Source organism: Methylobacterium brachiatum, assembly GCF_900113845.1.
Lineage (GTDB): Bacteria > Pseudomonadota > Alphaproteobacteria > Rhizobiales > Beijerinckiaceae > Methylobacterium > Methylobacterium brachiatum.
Window position 1 is genome coordinate 169,381 of record NZ_FOQW01000013.1, and the last position, 17,631, is coordinate 187,011.

Here is a 17,631-nt window from a genome sequence, read left to right on the forward strand (position 1 = left end):
CGACGAGGGTGCCGGGCTGGAGCCCGGCATCCCGGGGGGCGTGGGCGGCGTCGGCGACGGGTTCCTTGACGGACGGGGCCGGCATCGGGGTCGAGGTCATGGCGCGGACTCCAGTGTCGGTCAGCGGATGATGGCGACGCGGCGCTGCAGGCGACGCACCAGGAACGAGGCCGTGAAGCAGATCACGAAGTAGACGATGGCCGCGAAGATATACATCTCGACGAGGCGGCCGTCGCGCTGGGCCACCTTCGAGGCGGCGCCCATGAAGTCGGTGAGCGAGAGCACGTAGACCAGCGAGGTGTCCTGGAACAGCACCACGGTCTGCGTCAGCAGCAGCGGCAGCATGTTGCGGAAGGCCTGGGGCAGCACGACGTTGGCCATGGTCTGCCAGTAGTTCATGCCGAGCGCCAAGGCCGCCCCGGTCTGCCCCTTGGGGATCGACTGGATGCCCGCGCGCATGATCTCGGAGAAGTAGGCCGCCTCGAAGGCCATAAAGGTAATCAGCGCCGACGGGAAGGCGCCGACCTGGATCGGGGTCGAGGCGCCGGTCAGGTAGGCGCCGATATACGGCACCAGGAAGTAGAACCAGAAGATCACCAGCACGAGCGGCAGCGAGCGGCACAGCTCGACATAGCCCTTGGCGATGTGGCTGAGCCCCGGCACGCTCGACAGCCGGGCCATCGCCAGCAACGTGCCGATGATCACGCCGCCGACGGCCGCCATGGCGGTGAGCGTCACCGTGAAGACCATGCCCTGACCGAACAGGTAGGGCAGGGACGAGAGGATGACGTTGAAGTCGAAATTCGAGAGCATCGGGGCCTGTTCGCGGTGGCCGTGCGCCGGCGGAGCGGGAAGGTCGGGGGGCGGGCCGGCGCCTCAGCGCTGGCCCGGGATCGTGACGGCGCGCTCCAGGAAGGTCGCGGCGGTGACAACCACGAGGTTGATGATCACGTAGAGCAGTGTCGCCGCCGTGAACGCCTCGAACACCTGGAACGAGAATTCCTGCATCGAGCGGGCCCGGGCGGTCAGTTCCAGGAGGCCGATGGTCAGGGCCACGGAAGTGTTCTTCAGGTTGTTCAGGAATTCCGAGGTCATCGGCGGCAGGATGATCCGGTAGGCGTTCGGCAGCAGGACGTACCGGTAGGTCTGGTAGACCGTGAAGCCCATCGCGGTGCCGGCCATCCGCTGGCCGCGCGGCAGCGACTGGATGCCCGCCCGGACCTGCTCGGCCACCCGCGAGGCGGTGAAGAAGCCCAGGCACACCACGGCCGTGTAGAACGGCGCGTCGGGCAATTGCTTGATCGCGTCGCCGACCTGCGTCGGCACCACCTCGGGCAGCACGAAGTACCAGAGGAACATCTGCACCAGCAGCGGCACGTTGCGGAACAGCTCGACATAGGTCGTGCCGATCGCGTTGGCGGTCTTGGACGGCAGGGTCCGCATCACCCCGATCAACGAGCCGAGGAAGAACGCGATGAACCATGAGCACAGGGCGGTGGCGATCGTCCACATGAGCCCGGAGAGCAGCATGTCGAGATAGGTGCCGGTGCCCTCCGGCGAGGCGTCGAAGAAGATCCGCCAGTTCCAGTTGTAGTTCATCGCGCCGGTTCTATCCTGATCTTGCAAACACGCACCGCGGGATCGGTCCCGCGGTGCGCATCATTCGCGGCGAACGCTCAGTAGGCGGCCGGATCGGGGCTGGCGATCGGCGTGGTGAACTGCTTCTTCATCTCCGCGCTCATCGGCAGGTTGAGGTTGATGTTGCGCGGCGGGATCGGCTTGGTGAACCACTTGTCGTAGAGCGCCTTGCCCTCGGGGCTCGTGTAGAGCTTGGCGGTGGCCTCGTCCGCGACCTTCTTGAAGGCCGGGTCGTCCTTGCGCACCATGATGCCGTAGGGCTCGGGCTTCGACAGGGCCTCGGTGGAGATCTCGTAGGCCGAGGGGTCCTTGGCGGAGGCCGCCAGCGAGGCGAGCAGCACGTCGTCCATCACGAAGGCCACGGCGCGGCCGGTCTCGACCATCAGGAACGCCTCGGCATGGTCCTTGGCGGGCAGGATCGTCAGGCCGAGCTTGCGCTCGGTGTTGGCCTCGTTGATCTGCTTGATGTTCGTGGTGCCCGAGGTCGACACGACGGTCTTGCCCTTCAGGTCGTCGATCGTGTGCAGGTTGGCCGACTTCTTCGAGACGTAGCGGGTCGCGGTCAGGAAGTGCGAGTTGGTGAAGTTCACCTGCTTCTCGCGCTCGGCGTTGTTGGTGGTCGAGCCGCATTCGAGGTCGATCGTGCCGTTCGCCATCAGCGGGATGCGGGTGGCGGAGGTGACCGGGTTGAGCTTCACCTCGAGGTTCGGCAGGCCGAGATTGGCCTTCACGGCGTCGGCGATCTTGAAGCAGATGTCGAGGGCGTAGCCGATCGGCTTCTGGTCGCCGCCGAGATAGGAGAACGGCACCGAGGCGTCGCGGTAGCCGATGACGATGGCCCCGCTATCCTTCACCTTCTTGAGGGTACCGGTCAGTTCCTCGGCCCGCAGGCTGAGGGGGGCCAGGGCGAGGCTCAGGCCGAGCGCCGCGGCAAGGCCGCGGCGAGCGATATCAGACTGCATCGGTACGGAACTCCTGGATCAGGCCGAACGGGATCGGCTGGCGGCTCGGCGCTCGGGCCCGCCCGCTCGGGCGAGGCCTTTGCAATGATGGTGCCGGGAGGCCGGCCGCGGTGCCGCGCGGGACCGTGGCAGACGACGCAGGACCAGCCGCCGCCGCGCGAGCGTCCACGGTTGCGTGCCCCTCCGCCGTCATTCGGCCTCCTCCGGCCCGTCGAGACACCCTGCTCCCCGTGCCGCCGGCATCATGCACAATTCTTGGGCGTACGCACGCGGCGGTGCGGCCGCAATAACGATTAAGGCTGACGAATCCACCGCGCCGAACACAGAGACGCCGCCCCGCATAGCGATGCAGGACGGCGTCGGCCCGGAATGCGGGTCGGACTACTTGGTCAGTTCGTTGCCGGTGTAGTCGATCTTGCCGTCGGCGCCCTTCTTCCACTCGTACAGGACGTAGTCCGGCCGGGTGATGTCGCCCTTCTTGTCGTAGGCGATCGGGCCGACCACCGTGTCGACCGGCTTGCCCTGGTGCAGCCATTCGGCGAGCTTCTTGCCATCGCTGGAGCCGGTCTCGGCCATCGCCTTGGCCAGAACCTGCACGGCCGCGTAGGAGTAGAGCGTGTAGCCCTCAGGATCGATGTTCTTGGCCTTGAACGCCGCCAGCGCCGCCTTGGCGTTCGGGTTCTTGCGGGCATCCGGCGGGAAGGTGGTCAGCGTGCCCTCGGCGGCCGGGCCGGCGATCGCCACCAGTTCGCGGTCGACCATGCCGTCGCCGCCCATCATCGGGGCCTTGAGGCCCTGGTCGCGCATCTGGCGCAGGATCAGGCCGGCCTCGGTGTAGTAGCCGCCGAAATAGACGACATCGACATTGGCCGATTTCAGCTTCGAGACCAGCGCCGAGTAATCCTTCTCGCCCGGGTTGATGCCCTCGAACATCACCGGCTTCACGCCCTTCGCCTTGAGCACCATCAGGGTCTCGTCGACCAGGCCCTTGCCGTAGGGGGTCTTGTCGTGGACGAAGGCGATCTTCTTGTCCTTGAAGTTCGCCACGAGATAGGCGCCCGCCACCGCGCCCTGCTGGTCGTCGCGGCCGCAGGTGCGGAAGGTGTTCCACATGCCGCGCTCGGTGAACTTCACGTTCGTGGACGCCGGGGTGACCTGGATGATGCCGGCGTCGAGATAGACGTCGGAGGCCGGGATCGACACGCCCGAATTGTAGTCGCCGACCACCACCTTGACGCCGTCGCTGGCGAACTTGTTGGCCACCGAGACGCCCTGCTTCGGGTCGGAGGCGTCGTCGCCGACCGTGACGGTCAGGGTCGTGCCCTTCAGAGTCCCGGCCTTGTTGAGATCCTCAACGGCCTGGCTGGCGCCGTTCTTGATCTGCGCGCCGATGGCGGCGCTGTTGCCGGTGATCGGCGCGGCGACGCCGAGCTTGACCTCCGCGGCCTGGGCCGCAGCGATCATCGTGCCGAGGGCGAGCCCGGCCAGCAGAATCGATCTCATCGCGAACATCCCCTTCGATACTCGGTCCGCCCCGGTGGATCCGGCCGAACTCACCCGACCCCGCCGGAGACGGGCGTGCGTTCGCGCCACGTCAGCGGAGAGGTCTTCTCGTAGAGCCAGCGGTACTGGCTCGTCATCTGGCGCGTGCGCGTGAACCGAAAGCCCACCGTGCCGATGATCATGACCACGATCGCGTCGATCGCATAGTAGTGCAGCGAGACCAGCGTGCCCGAAAACAGCGCGAAATGGATGAAGCGCACGGAAGCGGCCACGAGGAGCAGGGCCCCCAGGCATTGCCAGAACGGCCGCCAGCCCCGGGCGATCGCGCGGGCGGCCATCCAGCCGGCCCAGCCGCCCATCACCACGGTGACGAGCAGGAACAGCCAGGCCGATTGCTCCTCGTACAGGATCCCCTGAAGCATGCTCATGCCCCGATCGGGCCGGTATGGCCCCCCTCCAGATAGGCGGCCTTGACGTTCGGATCGTCGAGCAGGGCCCGCCCGGTCCCGCTCATCGTGACCCGGCCGTTGACCAGCACGTAGCCGCGATGGGCGAGCTTGAGGGCGTGGTAGGCGTTCTGCTCGACCAGGAAGATCGTCATGCCGTCCGTGCGGTTCAGTTCGCGGATCGCGTCGAAGATGCCCTTCACCACGAGCGGCGCCAGGCCGAGCGAGGGCTCGTCCAGGAGCAGCAGGCGCGGCCGGCTCATCAGGGCGCGGGCGATGGCGAGCATCTGCTGCTCACCGCCCGACATCGTGCCGGCGCGCTGGTGCAGGCGCTCCTTCACCCGCGGGAACAGGGTGCAGACCTTCTCGAGATCCTCCTGGAAGTAGCGCTCGCCGTGGAGCGAGGCGCCCATCTGGAGGTTCTCGAACACGCTCATGCGCGCGAAGACCCGGCGGCCCTCCGGCGACTGGGCGACGCCGAGCCGGGCGATGGCGTGGGTCGGCATCCGGGTGATGTCGCGCCCGTCATAGGTGATCGTCCCCGTGCGCGCCTGCGGGCTGCCGAAGATCGTCATCATCAGGGTCGACTTGCCGGCGCCGTTGGCGCCGATCAGGGTGACGATCTCGCCCTCGGCGACGTCGATGTCGACGCCCCGGAGGGCGGCGACGCTGCCGTAATAGGTCGAGACGTCGCGCACCGCGAGGAGCGGGGGCTTGCCCCCCGCCTGGATCGCCCGGGTCTCCTCGACCAGGACGTTGATGCCGGCCACGCTCATAGCGACGCCTCCGAGCGGTTCACGTCCGGAAGGGTCGGGTCCCCGTGCGGCACGGTGATGCCGACCTCGGCTTCCACGGCTTCCACCTCGTCGTCCTCGACGCCCAGATAGGCGGCGATCACCTTCGGGTCCGCCCGCACCTCGGTCGGGGTGCCGTCGGCGATCTTCTGGCCGTAATCCAGCACGACCACGTGGTCCGAGATCTCCATCACCACCGACATGTCGTGCTCGATCAGCAGCACGGAGGTGTCGTGCGCGTCGCGGATGTGGCGCAGCAGCGCGTTGAGCTCGGCCGATTCGCGCGGGTTGAGGCCCGCGGCCGGCTCGTCGAGGCAGAGCAGTACCGGATCGGTGCACATCGCCCGGGCGATCTCCAGCCGGCGCTGGGCACCGTAGGGCAGGGCGCCGGCCGGATCGTCGGCCCGCGCCATCAGGTCGATCCGGTCGAGCCAGGCCTTGGCCCGCTCGATCGCCTCCCCTTGCGCATCCCGGTAGCCCTTGAGGCCGAGCAGCCCGAACAGGGTGTAGCCGGAGGCGCGCATCAGCGGCTTGTGCTGGGCGACCAGCAGGTTCTCCAGCACCGTCATGCCCTGGAACAGGCGGATGTTCTGGAAGGTCCGGGCCACCCGGGCGGTACTGTTGACCGCGTGATTGGGCAGCCGTTCCAGCAGGTGCGTGGTGCCGTCGGCATGGGCGAGCCGCAGCATGCCCTCGGTCGGCTTGTAGAAGCCGGTGATGCAGTTGAACACCGTGGTCTTGCCGGCCCCGTTGGGGCCGATCAGGGCGGTGATGTCCCCGCGCCTGGCCTCGAAGGACAGGTCGGAGACGGCGGTGAGCCCGCCGAACCGCATGGTCAGGTGCTCGACGGCGAGCACCGACGGGGCGGAGGCCTGCGCCTGCGCCCGGGGTTCCGGATGAAGCGCCATCAGCCGTGCCCCTCGCTCACATGCGCGCCCGAGACGGCGCGGCGCTCGCCCAGCGACACCGAGGGCAGGCGCACCGAGATCAGCCCCCGCGGCCGCCAGACCATCATCGCCACCATGGCGAGGCCGAACAGCAGCAGGCGGTACTCGTTGGGGTCGAAGCCCTCGCCGAACACGGCTTTCAGGAAGCCGAGATTGCGCAGCATCTCCGGGCCGCCGACCATGGCCACCGCCGCGATGGCGACGCCGACCTGGCTGCCCATGCCGCCCAGCACCACGATCGCCAGGATGATCGCGCTCTCCAGGAAGTTGAAGCTCTCCGGGCTGATGAAACCCTGGCGCACCGCGAAGAACGAGCCGGCGATGCCGCCGAACGCCGCCCCCAGGGCGAAGGCCGTGAGCTTGGTCGCCGTCGTGTCGATCCCGAGCGACCGGCACGCGATCTCGTCCTCGCGCAACGCCTCCCAGGCCCGCCCGATCGGCAGGCGGCGCAGGCGTAAGGTGACGAAGTTGGTGAACAGGGCCAGCGCCAGGATGAGGTAGTAGAGGAACACCAGCCGGTGCATCGAATCGTAGGGGATGCCGAACCGGGCGGCGAACCCGTCCTCGCCGGCGCTGAACGGGATGCCGAAGAAGGTCGCCCGCGGGATCGACGAGATGCCGGCGCCGCCGCCGGTGACGTCCGTCCAGTTGATCAGCACCAGGCGGATGATCTCGCCGAAGGCCAGCGTCACGATGGCGAGGTAGTCGCCGCGCAGGCGCAGCACGGGGAAGCCGAGCAGCATCCCCCACAGGCCGGCGAACACGCCCGCCAGCGGCAGGCAGATCCAGAACGACAGGCCGAAGGTGGTCGACAGGAGCGCGTAGGAATAGGCGCCGACCGCGTAGAAGGCGACGTAGCCGAGGTCGAGCAGGCCGGCGAGGCCGACCACGATGTTGAGGCCCCAGCCGAGCATCACGTAGGTCAGGATCAGGATGCCGAGATCGATCCAGTAGCGGGCCGAGGACAGGCCGCCGGTGGCCGCCGCGGCGATCGCCGGCAGGGTCAGGGCGATGCCGACGAACAGCCAGAGGCCGAGCTTCGACGTCTTCTGGCCGGCATCGGGCTCGCCGTGGACCGCCTCGGTGGCCTGGGCCGGGGAGGGGGTCAGGGCGCGCCGCGCGTCCCGGCGCAGGAGCACCAGGCGCTGGAGGATGCGGGCGACGAAGATCGCCGCGCACAGGCATGCCACCAGGCCCCAGCGCGGGGTCAGCAGCAGGTCGCTGCCCGGGCCGGGATCGGTCCGGTAGGCGATGATCGGGACGCAGAGGCCGAAGGCGACGAGCGCGTAGAGCGCGGCGTCGCGCAGGATGCCGGCCATCGCCGATTCGGGGATGGCGGCTTGGGTCGCGGGCTTGGAGTTCGCCATCAGACCTTCTCGACCTCCGGCCGGCCCAGGATGCCAGACGGCATGAAGATCAGCACGATGGCCAGGATCGAGAACGCGGCAACGTCCTTGTACTCGATGGAGAAGTAGGCCGACCAGAAGGTCTCGATCAGCCCGATGATCAGCCCGCCGAGCACGGCGCCGGGGAGCGAGCCGATGCCGCCGAGCACCGCCGCGGTGAAGGCCTTCACGCCGGGCACGAACCCGTCCGAGAAGGACACGACGCCGTAATACATCAGGTAGAGGACGCCCGCGACGGCGGCCAGCGCGGCGCCGAGCACGAAGGTCAGCGAGATCGTCCGGTCGACGTCGATGCCCAGCAGCGCGGCCATCTTGCGGTCCTGCTCGCAGGCGCGCTGCGCCCGGCCGAACGGGGTCCGCTGCACGAGGTACCAGAAGCCGGTGAGCAGCACGGCCGTGACCGCCATGATCAGGCACTGCTTGTAGGCCAGGAACACCGCGTAGCCGTCGCGCTCGAACAGCGTGATGCCGCCCGAGAGCATCGGCGGCGTCGGCTTGTTGCGCGCGCCCTGCACCACCTGGACGAAGTTCGAGAGGAAGATCGAGACGCCGATCGCCGAGATCAGCGGCGCCAGCCGGAACGAGCCGCGCAGCGGCCGGTACGCGATGCGCTCGATCGCCCAGCCCCACAGGGCGGTCAGAATCATGGCGACCACGAGGACGACCAGGAACGCCAGGGCGATCGAACTAACGCCCAGCCAGGTCGTTAGAAGAAGGAAGGTAATCAGCGCGATGAAGCACGACACCATGAACACATCGCCGTGGGCGAAGTTCACCATTCCAATAATGCCGAACACCATCGTGTAACCGATCGCGATCAGACCGTATATCGAGCCGAGCGTGAGCCCGTTTATCAGCTGTTGTACGAAGACGTCCATGTATTCTCGCGGGCGCAGGTTTTTCGTCCAGCCTGCAGAGACGGCAGGCGAGCTGGGAGAGCAAGTCCCGTACCGCAGCTGCGTCGTTCCGGCCACAGGTTTCAACCCCGGGCGAACGTCCCGAGAAAACAGTCGGGCAGGTCAGTAACAAGCCCCGAATGGGCTTGCGCCTGGCGTAGTTCGTGCTTCACGTTAACGAAAATCAATGCTGGTCCATCCCGGGCGGCGACGAGGAGCAGTACCGATGTCGGGTTCACGGCTCACCACGTTGATTTTCATCGGTATGCTGCTCGGGATCGCGGTGGGCTACGCCTGCAGCATCACCTGGCCGGATCCGCAGACCGCCAAGGAGATCGCCGGCTACATCGCCCTCGTGTCGGACATCTTCCTGCGCCTCATCAAGATGATCATCGCGCCGCTGGTGTTCTCGACCCTGGTGGTCGGCATCGCGCATCTCGGGGACACCGCCGCGGTCGGCCGGGTCGGCGGCAAGGCGCTGCTGTGGTTCGTCGGCGCCTCGTTCTGCTCGCTGATGCTGGGGCTGATCCTGGTCAACCTGATGCAGCCGGGCCACAACCTGAACCTGCCGCTGCCCGATGTCGGCGCCGGCACCGGCCTCAAGACCGCCTCGCTGTCGCTGAAGGAATTCGTCACCCACCTGGTGCCCAAGAGCGCCGTGGAGGCGATGGCCAACAACGAGATCCTGCAGATCGTGGTGTTCTCGATCTTCTTCGGCGTCGCCCTGGCGGCGCTGGGCGAGAAGGGGCACTTCCTGGCCCAGGGCATCGAGGGCCTGGCCGACGTCATGCTCAAGGTGACCGGCTACGTGATGCTGTTCGCCCCCGTGGCGGTGTTCGCCGCCATCGCGGCGACGATCACGACGCAGGGGATCGGCGTCCTGGTCACCTACGGCAAGTTCCTGGTCGAGTTCTATGCCGGGCTCGCGGTGCTCTGGGCGCTGCTGATGGGCGTCGGGTTCCTGATGCTCGGGGGCAGCGGCATCATGCGGCTGTTCAACCTGATCAAGGAGCCGTTCGTGCTCGCCTTCTCGACCGCGTCGAGCGAGGCGGCCTACCCGAAGATGCTGACCAACCTCGAGAAGTTCGGCGTGCCCAACCGCATCACCTCGTTCGTGCTGCCGATGGGCTACTCGTTCAACCTCGACGGCTCGATGATGTACTGCACCTTCGCGGTGATGTTCATCGCCCAGGCCTACAACATCCCGCTCTCCTGGGGGCAGCAGCTCACGATGCTGTTCCTGCTGATGGTCACCTCGAAGGGCATGGCCGGCGTGCCGCGCGCCTCGCTGGTGGTGATCTCGGCGACGCTGGCGCAGTTCAACATCCCCGAGGCCGGCCTGCTGCTGATCATCGGCATCGACCAGTTCCTGGATATGGGCCGCTCGGCGACCAACGTGCTCGGCAACAGCATCGCCACCGTGGCGGTGGCCAAGTGGGAGGGCCAGCTCACCGCCACCGACCAGCGCCTCGACCATGTCGGCACGGTTCCCTCGCCGGCCGAGTAGGACGGCACGGGGTCACGCGGAGGGCACGGGATGTCGGCGATGCGGTGCGGCTCGGTCCTGGCGGGCGTCCTCGCCCTGGCGCTGGCGGCGCTCCCGCGCCCCGCGGCCGCCATCGAGGTGCTCACCGGCACGCTCAAGCACGTGGCCGAGCGCGGCGAGATCGTGCTCGGTTACCGGGAGAGCTCGGTGCCGTTCTCCTTCGTGGAGGGCAAGCACCGGGACGGCAGCCCCCGGGTGATCGGCTACGCCATCGACCTGTGCGGCGAGATCGCCGACGACATCCAGGCCGCCATCGGCCGGAAAGTGGCGGTCCGGTACGAGCCGGTCACCGCGGAGACGCGCATCCCGGCCCTGACCTCGGGGAAGATCGACCTCGAATGCGGCTCGACCACCGCCAATGCCGAGCGGCGCCAGAGCGTCGCCTTCTCGCCGGTCGACTACATCAGCGCCACGCAGCTGTTGGTGAAGAAGGGCTCCGGCATCGCGTCCTATCGGGACCTCGGCGGCAAGACCGTCGTGGTCACGGCCGGCACCACCAACGAGAAGGCGGTGCGCGACCTCCTGGCCAAGCTGAAGATCCAGGCGCAGATCGTGACGGCGCCCGACCATGCCGCGTCCTACGCGATGGTGAAGGCCGGCCAGGCGGACGCCTTCGCCACCGACGACGTGCTGCTCTACGGGCTGATCGCCACCGACAGCCAGGACGGGGCGACCTACACGGTGCTGCCCGACAAGCTCTCCTACGAGCCCTACGGCATCATGTTCCGCAAGGACGATCCCGAGCTCGCTGGGATCGTCACCCAGACCTTCACCCGGCTCGCGGAATCGCGCGAACTGCGCTGGACCTACGAGCGCTGGTTCCTGAAGCGCCTGCCCAACGGCGAGCGCCTCGACATCCCGATGTCGAACGACCTGCGCACGAGCTTCCAGCTGATGGGGCTGGACGCGCAGGAGTGATCGTTTCGGGCCGCCACCCGCGCCGGGTGCCTCGCTTTCGCCCAACCAGCGGATGAGGAAGGGACCGCGTTTCTCGTGGTCCCCCCTCTGCAGCGAGCGTGCCGCCGCCCCATGCCGATCGCCGCGCCTTTCCCCAAGACGGCCGCCCTGGTCCTGGCCGCCGGCCTCGCCTGCGCGGCCACCGCCGCGTCCGCCCATCCCCATGTCTGGGTCACCGCGAAGGCGCAGCTCGTCTACCAGGACGGCAAGCTCGTCGGCGTGCGCGACACCTGGAGCTTCGACCCGGAATACACAGCCTTCGTCACCCAGGGCCTCGACGCCAACAAGGACGGCAGGCTGGCGCCCGACGAGCTAGCCGGGCTCGCCGCCGAGAACACCGCGAATCTCGCCGAATTCGGCTACTTCACGAAGCTGAAGGTCGGCGGCAAGGACCAGGCCTTCGCCGACCCGAAGGAGCCGGCGATGCGCCTGGACGGCAAGGCCCTGGTGCTGAGCTTCCTGCTGCCGCTCAAGGCGCCGATCCAGCAGGGACGGGGTGTGGCCGCCCTGGAGGTCTACGACCCGACCTACTTCGTCGCCTTCTCGTTCGCGGAAGGCTCGGACGCCGCCACCCTGGCGGGCGCGCCGCAGGGCTGCGCCGCCACCGTGACACGGCCGAAGACGGAGCAGCCCAAGACCGCCGAGGCGGGCTCCCCGGGCATGACCGAGGCGTTTTTTGAGGCGCTCACGGCGGCCTCGTCCTACGGCGTCCAGTTCGCCAGCCGGGTCCTGGTCGCGTGTCCGTAGGGATCGGCATCGCGGCGCCGCCCCGGTTCGGGCGGCTCGGGCTGCGGCTGGGGCTGATGGCCGGCGCCGTCGTGCTGGCCGCCGGCGTGGCCGCCGGGCTGGCCTGGCTCATCGCCCCCGGGATCGCGGCGCCACCGCCGCGTTCGCCCTTCGGCATCGGCTTCCGCGAGGCGGCCCCGGCCGCCACCGGCGTCGGCGGCGTGATCCTGGCCCTGCAGGCGAGCTTTTCCCGCAGCCTCAACGCCGCCGTCGTGGCGCTGAAGGGCGGCGGCGACTGGACGCCGCTGGTCGGCCTTGCCTTCGCGTATGGCGTGTTCCACGCCGCCGGCCCCGGCCACGGCAAGGCGGTGATCGCCGGCTACATCCTGGCCGGCGAGCGGGCCCTGCGCCGGGGCTGCGCGCTCAGCGCCTGCGCGGCCCTGCTCCAGGCCCTCGTCGCGGGGGCGATCGTCGGGATCGGCACCGTGGTGCTCAATGCCACCGCGGCGAGCGTGACCCGGGCCGGAACCCTGATCGAGACCGTCAGCTTCGCCCTCGTCGCCCTGGTCGGGCTGGCGCTGACCTGGCGCAAGGCCGGGCAGCTCGTCCAGCTCGGGACGCCCTGCGGCCCCGGCTGCGCCCACCTGCCCGATGCCCGGACCATCGACGCCCTCGATGGCTGGCGCGCGCGGGCCGGCGTGGTCCTGGCGGCGGGATCGCGGCCCTGCGCCGGGGCCGTGCTCGTCCTGGTCTTCGCGGTTTCGCAGGGGGTGCCGGGGGCGGGGATCCTGGCGGTCCTGGCCATGGCGCTCGGAACGGCGCTGACCACCACGGCCCTGGCCTGCCTGGCGGTCTTCGCCAAGCGCGCGGCCCTGCGGCTCGCGGGCGGCCGCGGCCAGGGGGGCGTGCTGGCGATCGGCGGCCTGGAATTGCTGGCCGCCGCCTTCGTGCTGGTGCTGGGCGTGGCGATGCTGTCCGGCCTCGCGCTGAATCTCGGCGGCTGATCCCGGATTCAAAAGGCCGAGACCTCTTGCGGGTCCAGGGCAGGGCCCTGGCATCTGGGGGGCCGGACGCGAAATCGCGTCTCGCCAACGGGACTTGCGCGTGTCACGCTGCATTCTTGCGGTGGAGGAGCGCGGATGCACGCCGACTTCCAGACGATCCTGAACTGGCGCCTGCTGGCCGGATCGCATCCCTTCCCAGGCCCCGATGGCGGGACCTGCATCAACGAGGCGGCGATCGTGGCCGCGGGGCTGCCCTACCGGGCGATCCGCTCCAGCGCCGATTGCCCGCCCTGCTTCTCGAGGCCGATCGCGGCCTACGCGCTCGGCCTCAACGACGCGATGCCGGACGAGGCCCGGACGCAGCTCATCGCCTTCGTGCTGCGGCTGTCGGGCAGCGCCGACCGGCCGGAGGTCGAGGCCGCCCGCACCCGGCGGCTCGCGCTCGAGAGCATCCGGCGGATCCTGGCGCCGCTCTGCGCCCGGGCCGGTATGGCCGAGCATGAGGAGGCCTGCGCCGGCGCGCCGGACTTGCCCCTGGCTCTGGCGGCGGCGCGGTCGGCCGCGTGGCAGGGCGGCGCCCTCGCGCAGGAGGCGGCCCGGGCGCGGCGCTGGCGGGACGGCGCCCTGCAATCCGCGGTCGCCCGCACCGCGACGGCGGCCCAGCGCGCCGCCGAGGATGCCCGCTGCGCCGCCGAGGTCGCCGAGGGCGCGGCCCCGTTCGTGCCGGACGTCTGGGCGCGGGCCTGCGCGATCCTCGACGATGCCCTGGCGATCGGCCGGCAGGCGCCGGAGATCGACCTCCGCGGCGCCCGCGCGCGCCTCGATGCCGCCCGGGGCCGGGTCCCGGCCTGATCAGGCCAGGACGGGTTCGGCGGCGAGGTCCAGCTCGACGGTGGCGCAGTTCTCCAGGAACGTGCCGGTGAGGTGGTAGAAGAACGTCCCGTGGCCGACCACCGCGATGGTCGTCTCGGGGCGCGCCCGCAGCCAGTCCCGGAATCCTGCGACGCGGGCGTCGAACAGGTGCCGCGGCTCCACCGGGTAGCCGCCGACCTCGCAGCCGGGCTCGGCATGCCACCACACTTCGGGCAGGTGACCGACATCGAGATGCGGGAACTCGGCGGCGATCTCGGAGGCCGCCCGGCCGACGTCGCAGCTGCTCTCCTGGCATTCCCGGTGCAGCACCTCGACCAGCACGCGCGGCCGGCTCGGGTGCTCGCCGAACAGGATCGCGGCGGTCTCGATCGCCCGGGTCAGCGGCGAGACCACCACCAGCTCGAACGGGATGTCCCTCAGGCGCTCCCGCGCCTCAGAGGCCTGGGCCTGGCCCCGTGGGGTCAGCCGGGCGTCGAGGAGGCCGGGATCGCTGCCGCCCAGCCGGCGGGCGGCGTTGAAGGTCGATTCGCCGTGGCGGATGCAGATGATGCGGGTGGTCTCGGGCATGAGGCTCGGCTGTGGCGTGTGGCGGGAGGGCGGAACGCTCAGGCGAAGCGGCCGCCGCGCTGGATGACCTCGATCTTGTAGCCGTCCGGGTCCGTGGCGAAGAAGAACCGCGCCAGCACGGTCTCGCCGTGCTTGAGCGTCTTCACGTCGGTGGCCGGGAAGCCCTCGCGGACGTGCCGGGCGTGCTCGGCCTCGACGTCGTCGACCACGACGGCGATGTGGCCGTAGCCGTCGCCGAGATCGTAGGGCTTGTCGCGGCCCTTGTTCACCGTGAGCTCGAGCTCGAACGGCGAGGCCGGGTCGCGCAGGTAGATCAGGGTGAAGTCGTCGAAATCGTAGCGGTCCGCGACTTCGAAGCCGAAGGCGCGCGCGTAGTAATCCCGCGCGCACGCTTCGTCGCGGACGCGGATCATGGCGTGGACAGGCTTGGACATGCGGCGGCGGTTCCGGATCGTGCGAAGAATGTCGGACGCGGCCTATGTGGCGCCGGCCCGCTGCCGCGGAAAGGGCCGGCCTGCCGCCATTCCCATCGGATCGGCGGCTGCACAGCGCCACGGCAGCGACCGCCCATGTCCGGCTGCGGTTACCAAAACAGATCCGCCCAACATCGGACGATCTCTAATATAAACCCACATTTTCCCCCATAACTCAATTATGGAATGTATTCATTCCGCACTTCATGCATTCATACGCCTATTTCGGACGCCGCCCTGCCACATCAGACGGTTGAATGGCGATTCCGAAGCATCCGACATTGCCTTCGCGGCAAGAATTGACCATCCTCACGCGTGACATGCAGATTTTAGCGCACGCTTAACGCGTTTGCTGTAACGTTGATAGACATCAATGCCGTGCTGCCCGGCCGGGCCAAACAAAACGGAAGCTCCATGCTGCGCCTGTCCAACATCCGGATCTTCACCAAGCTGATGGTGATCCTCACGTTGATCGGCGTCATCGTCGGCGGCTGCGTCTGGTACGCCCAGTCGCGGATGCGCCAGATCGATCAGGATTACAGCGCCTTCATCAACAACGAGGCGGCCGCGGCCGCCGAGGCCCGCCGGCTCAACCGGCTGGTGTTCGAGCTCAATTACTGGGTCTACCGAATCATCGCCGAGACCGAAGAGGCGCAGATGCAGAGCGCCAATCGCGGCTTCGAGGCCGCCGTGCTCAAGGTGAAGCCGACCCTCGAAACCCTGCGCAAGAGCGCTCCCACCTTCACCGCCCGGATCGACCAGCAGAACGGGCGTATCGAGCGGTTCATGCGCGATGTCGGCGAGGTGCGCCGGCTCGGCACCAGCAACCAGAACGACAAGGCCATCGCGCTGGTCCACACCGCGCTGGATCCGGTCTTCTCCGAGCTGGTGGAGAACGGCAACACGCTCGCCGACGACATCAGCACCTACATGGTGAAGGGCTCGGACGACCTCACGGACCAGACCAACGCGACCTGCTTCAGCCTGATCCTGTTCAGCGCGCTGGGGATGCTGGCCGGCCTGCTCGCGGCCGTGTTCATCTCCGCCATCGGCATCACCCGCCCGCTCGACCGCCTCGTCTCCGTGCTGCAGCGGATGGCCCGGGGCGAGATCGACGCCGAGATCGCGGAGGCTGCCCGCAAGGACGAGATCGGCGCGGTCGGCAAGGCGGTCGAGGGCATCAAGGCGATGGTGGCCCGGAAGGCCGCCGAGGAGGCCGAGATCCGGCGCGCCGCCGACGCCGCCGCTGCGGCCGAGCGGACCCGGACCATGCTGGAACTCGCCGACGGGTTCGAGCGCGCCGTGGGGGGCATCGTCGGCCTGGTCTCGTCCTCGGCCACCGAGCTGCAGGCGACCGCCCAGACCATGACGGCGAGCGCCACCGAGACCGCCAGCCAGTCGACCACGGTGGCGGCCGCCGCCGAGGAGGCCGCCGCCAATGTCGAGACCGTCGCGGCGGCCGCCGAGGAGCTCGGCTCGTCGGTCCAGGAGATCGGCCGGCAGGTCCTCGGCTCGGCCAACCTCGCCCAGGCTGCGGTGGGCGAGGCGGACGAGACGCACCATCTCGTCCAGGCGCTCAGCCAGGCGGCCACCCGTATCGGCGACATGGTCGGGCTGATCTCGAACATCGCCGGCCAGACCAACCTGCTGGCCCTGAACGCCACCATCGAGGCGGCCCGCGCCGGGGAGGCGGGTCGGGGCTTCGCCGTGGTGGCGTCCGAGGTGAAGGAGCTGGCCGCGCAGACCGCCAAGGCGACGGAGGAGATCAGCCAGCAGATCGGCCAGATCCAGGGCGTGACCGGCCAGGCCGTCTCAGCCATCGAAGGGATCACGGCCCGCATCCGGGAGATCGACTCGGTGGCGACCTCGATCGCCGCGGCCGTCGAGGAGCAGGGGGCGGCGACCCAGGAGATCGTCCGCAACGTCGCCCAGGCGGCCATCGGGACCAACGAGGTCACGACCAACATCGCCGGCGTCGCCCAGGCCTCCGAGGAGACCGGCTCCGCGGCCAGCCAGGTGCTCGATGCGGCCGGCGAGCTGTCGCGCCAGTCGGAGCATCTCGGCGCCGAGGTCTCGCGCTTCCTCGCCACCGTGCGGGCGGCGTGATCCGAAGATCCGCCTTCTATGCCGGCAGGACGACCACCTTCGTCTTGACCGGCGTGCGCGCGTAGAGGTGGATCATGTCCTGGCTGAGCAGGCCGACACAGCCGCTCGTGATTCCCGAGCCGATCGATTCGGGGTCGCTGCTGGCGTAGATCGTGTAGAGCGTATAGGCGCCGTTCTGGTAGAGATGCAGGGTGCGGGCGCCCAGCGGGTTGTCGAGGCCGCCCGGCATGCCGCGGGCGTATTTCGCCGCCTCGGGCTGGCGCTTGATCATCTCCTTGGGCGGCGTCCAGGTCGCCCATTCGGACTTGCGCCCGACATAGGCGTCGCCGCTCCACAGGAACCCGTCGCGGCCGACATTGGCGCCGTACCGGGTGGCGGATCCGTCGCCCTCGACGCGGTAGACGTAGTAGTTGCTGGGATCGACGATGATCGTGCCGGCGGCTTCCTTCGTGTCGTAGCGGACCGTCCGGCGATAATATTTCGGATTGACCTTGCTGATGTCGACCGCCGGGATCGGGAACTTCTCGTCGGGCATCGGCCCGTAAACCTTCGCCGCCTCGGCGAGGAGCAGGCCGTCGGATGTCGCGCAGCCGGCCAGTCCCAGCGCGCCGAGACCGGCGGCCGATCCGGCCAGAAACGACCGGCGGCTGAGAAGCCCCGCAGGGCGCCCGCGCAGAGCCGCCTCGTCCCTGTCGCCGGCACCGGCGTTCCAACCGTCCCTGATCATCATCCCGGACTTCCTATGACACGCGGCCCGATGCGGTAACGCTCCGGGCGACATCAGTCG

The 17,631-nt window shown here is 69.0% G+C and carries 18 protein-coding genes; 6 read left to right on the forward strand and 12 right to left on the reverse strand.

What is annotated here, in order from left to right:
- Positions 1–120: 120 nt before the first annotated feature.
- From BMZ47_RS18445 to BMZ47_RS18485, 9 genes are all read right to left on the reverse strand, one after another.
- A complete protein-coding gene (locus BMZ47_RS18445) occupies positions 121–813 on the reverse strand; it encodes an amino acid ABC transporter permease (protein ID WP_091863721.1) in 693 nt (230 codons plus the stop codon).
- 63 nt (positions 814–876) lie between these two features.
- Positions 877–1,599: an amino acid ABC transporter permease gene (locus tag BMZ47_RS18450; protein WP_091863722.1), complete on the reverse strand. Its 723-nt coding sequence runs from the start codon at positions 1,597–1,599 to the stop codon at positions 877–879.
- A 77-nt stretch (positions 1,600–1,676) separates the two neighbouring features.
- Positions 1,677–2,600 carry an amino acid ABC transporter substrate-binding protein gene (locus BMZ47_RS18455; RefSeq protein ID WP_007562547.1) on the reverse strand — a complete coding sequence of 308 codons (924 nt, stop codon included), beginning with the start codon at positions 2,598–2,600 and terminating at the stop codon, positions 1,677–1,679.
- A gap of 381 nt (positions 2,601–2,981) precedes the next feature.
- Positions 2,982–4,103, reverse strand: a complete 1,122-nt coding sequence (locus BMZ47_RS18460; RefSeq protein ID WP_091863750.1) for a branched-chain amino acid ABC transporter substrate-binding protein — start codon at positions 4,101–4,103, stop codon at positions 2,982–2,984.
- A 50-nt stretch (positions 4,104–4,153) separates the two neighbouring features.
- Positions 4,154–4,531, reverse strand: coding sequence for a DUF6867 family protein (locus tag BMZ47_RS18465; RefSeq protein ID WP_007562551.1), 378 nt, complete (start codon positions 4,529–4,531; stop codon positions 4,154–4,156).
- Positions 4,528–5,325 (reverse strand): ABC transporter ATP-binding protein, encoded by a 798-nt coding sequence (locus BMZ47_RS18470; protein ID WP_091863723.1) that lies wholly within the window; start codon positions 5,323–5,325, stop codon positions 4,528–4,530. Before BMZ47_RS18470 ends, BMZ47_RS18465 begins: the two co-directional genes overlap by 4 nt.
- Positions 5,322–6,251 (reverse strand): ABC transporter ATP-binding protein, encoded by a 930-nt coding sequence (locus BMZ47_RS18475; protein ID WP_091863724.1) that lies wholly within the window; start codon positions 6,249–6,251, stop codon positions 5,322–5,324. Before BMZ47_RS18475 ends, BMZ47_RS18470 begins: the two co-directional genes overlap by 4 nt.
- Complete coding sequence (gene livM, locus BMZ47_RS18480) at positions 6,251–7,657, reverse strand: high-affinity branched-chain amino acid ABC transporter permease LivM (RefSeq protein ID WP_091863725.1); 1,407 nt, start codon at positions 7,655–7,657, stop codon at positions 6,251–6,253. Before livM ends, BMZ47_RS18475 begins: the two co-directional genes overlap by 1 nt.
- A complete protein-coding gene (locus tag BMZ47_RS18485) occupies positions 7,657–8,574 on the reverse strand; it encodes a branched-chain amino acid ABC transporter permease (RefSeq protein WP_007562557.1) in 918 nt (305 codons plus the stop codon). Before BMZ47_RS18485 ends, livM begins: the two co-directional genes overlap by 1 nt.
- Before the next feature lie 244 nt (positions 8,575–8,818).
- On the opposite strand from BMZ47_RS18485, the gene BMZ47_RS18490 reads away from it, so the two are divergent.
- The 5 genes from BMZ47_RS18490 to BMZ47_RS18510 all read left to right on the forward strand — a co-directional run bounded on the left by BMZ47_RS18490 (position 8,819) and on the right by BMZ47_RS18510 (position 13,677).
- Entirely contained in the window at positions 8,819–10,099 is a 1,281-nt protein-coding gene (locus BMZ47_RS18490) for a dicarboxylate/amino acid:cation symporter (protein ID WP_007562559.1), read from the forward strand.
- A 30-nt stretch (positions 10,100–10,129) separates the two neighbouring features.
- Positions 10,130–11,056 carry an amino acid ABC transporter substrate-binding protein gene (locus tag BMZ47_RS18495; protein WP_091863726.1) on the forward strand — a complete coding sequence of 309 codons (927 nt, stop codon included), beginning with the start codon at positions 10,130–10,132 and terminating at the stop codon, positions 11,054–11,056.
- A 111-nt stretch (positions 11,057–11,167) separates the two neighbouring features.
- Entirely contained in the window at positions 11,168–11,842 is a 675-nt protein-coding gene (locus BMZ47_RS18500) for a DUF1007 family protein (protein ID WP_007562563.1), read from the forward strand.
- The gene (locus BMZ47_RS18505; protein WP_091863727.1) at positions 11,833–12,825 is read left to right on the forward strand and encodes a nickel/cobalt transporter; all 993 of its coding nucleotides are present in this window, start codon (positions 11,833–11,835) and stop codon (positions 12,823–12,825) included. Before BMZ47_RS18500 ends, BMZ47_RS18505 begins: the two co-directional genes overlap by 10 nt.
- A gap of 135 nt (positions 12,826–12,960) precedes the next feature.
- Positions 12,961–13,677, forward strand: a complete 717-nt coding sequence (locus tag BMZ47_RS18510) for a hypothetical protein (RefSeq protein WP_091863728.1) — start codon at positions 12,961–12,963, stop codon at positions 13,675–13,677.
- Here the strand turns inward: BMZ47_RS18510 and BMZ47_RS18515 are convergent, their stop codons facing one another.
- Positions 13,678–14,265, reverse strand: a complete 588-nt coding sequence (locus tag BMZ47_RS18515) for a histidine phosphatase family protein (RefSeq protein ID WP_091863729.1) — start codon at positions 14,263–14,265, stop codon at positions 13,678–13,680.
- A gap of 38 nt (positions 14,266–14,303) precedes the next feature.
- On the reverse strand, positions 14,304–14,699 hold the full coding sequence (locus BMZ47_RS18520) for a VOC family protein (protein ID WP_091863730.1): 396 nt from the start codon (positions 14,697–14,699) through the stop codon (positions 14,304–14,306).
- 453 nt (positions 14,700–15,152) lie between these two features.
- Here BMZ47_RS18520 and BMZ47_RS18525 point away from each other — a divergent pair, with 453 nt between their 5' ends.
- Positions 15,153–16,844, forward strand: coding sequence for a methyl-accepting chemotaxis protein (locus BMZ47_RS18525; protein ID WP_091863731.1), 1,692 nt, complete (start codon positions 15,153–15,155; stop codon positions 16,842–16,844).
- A gap of 16 nt (positions 16,845–16,860) precedes the next feature.
- On the opposite strand, the gene BMZ47_RS18530 is transcribed toward BMZ47_RS18525, so the two are convergent.
- Positions 16,861–17,571, reverse strand: coding sequence for a L,D-transpeptidase (locus tag BMZ47_RS18530; RefSeq protein ID WP_039902777.1), 711 nt, complete (start codon positions 17,569–17,571; stop codon positions 16,861–16,863).
- Between the last annotated feature and the right edge of the window lie 60 nt (positions 17,572–17,631).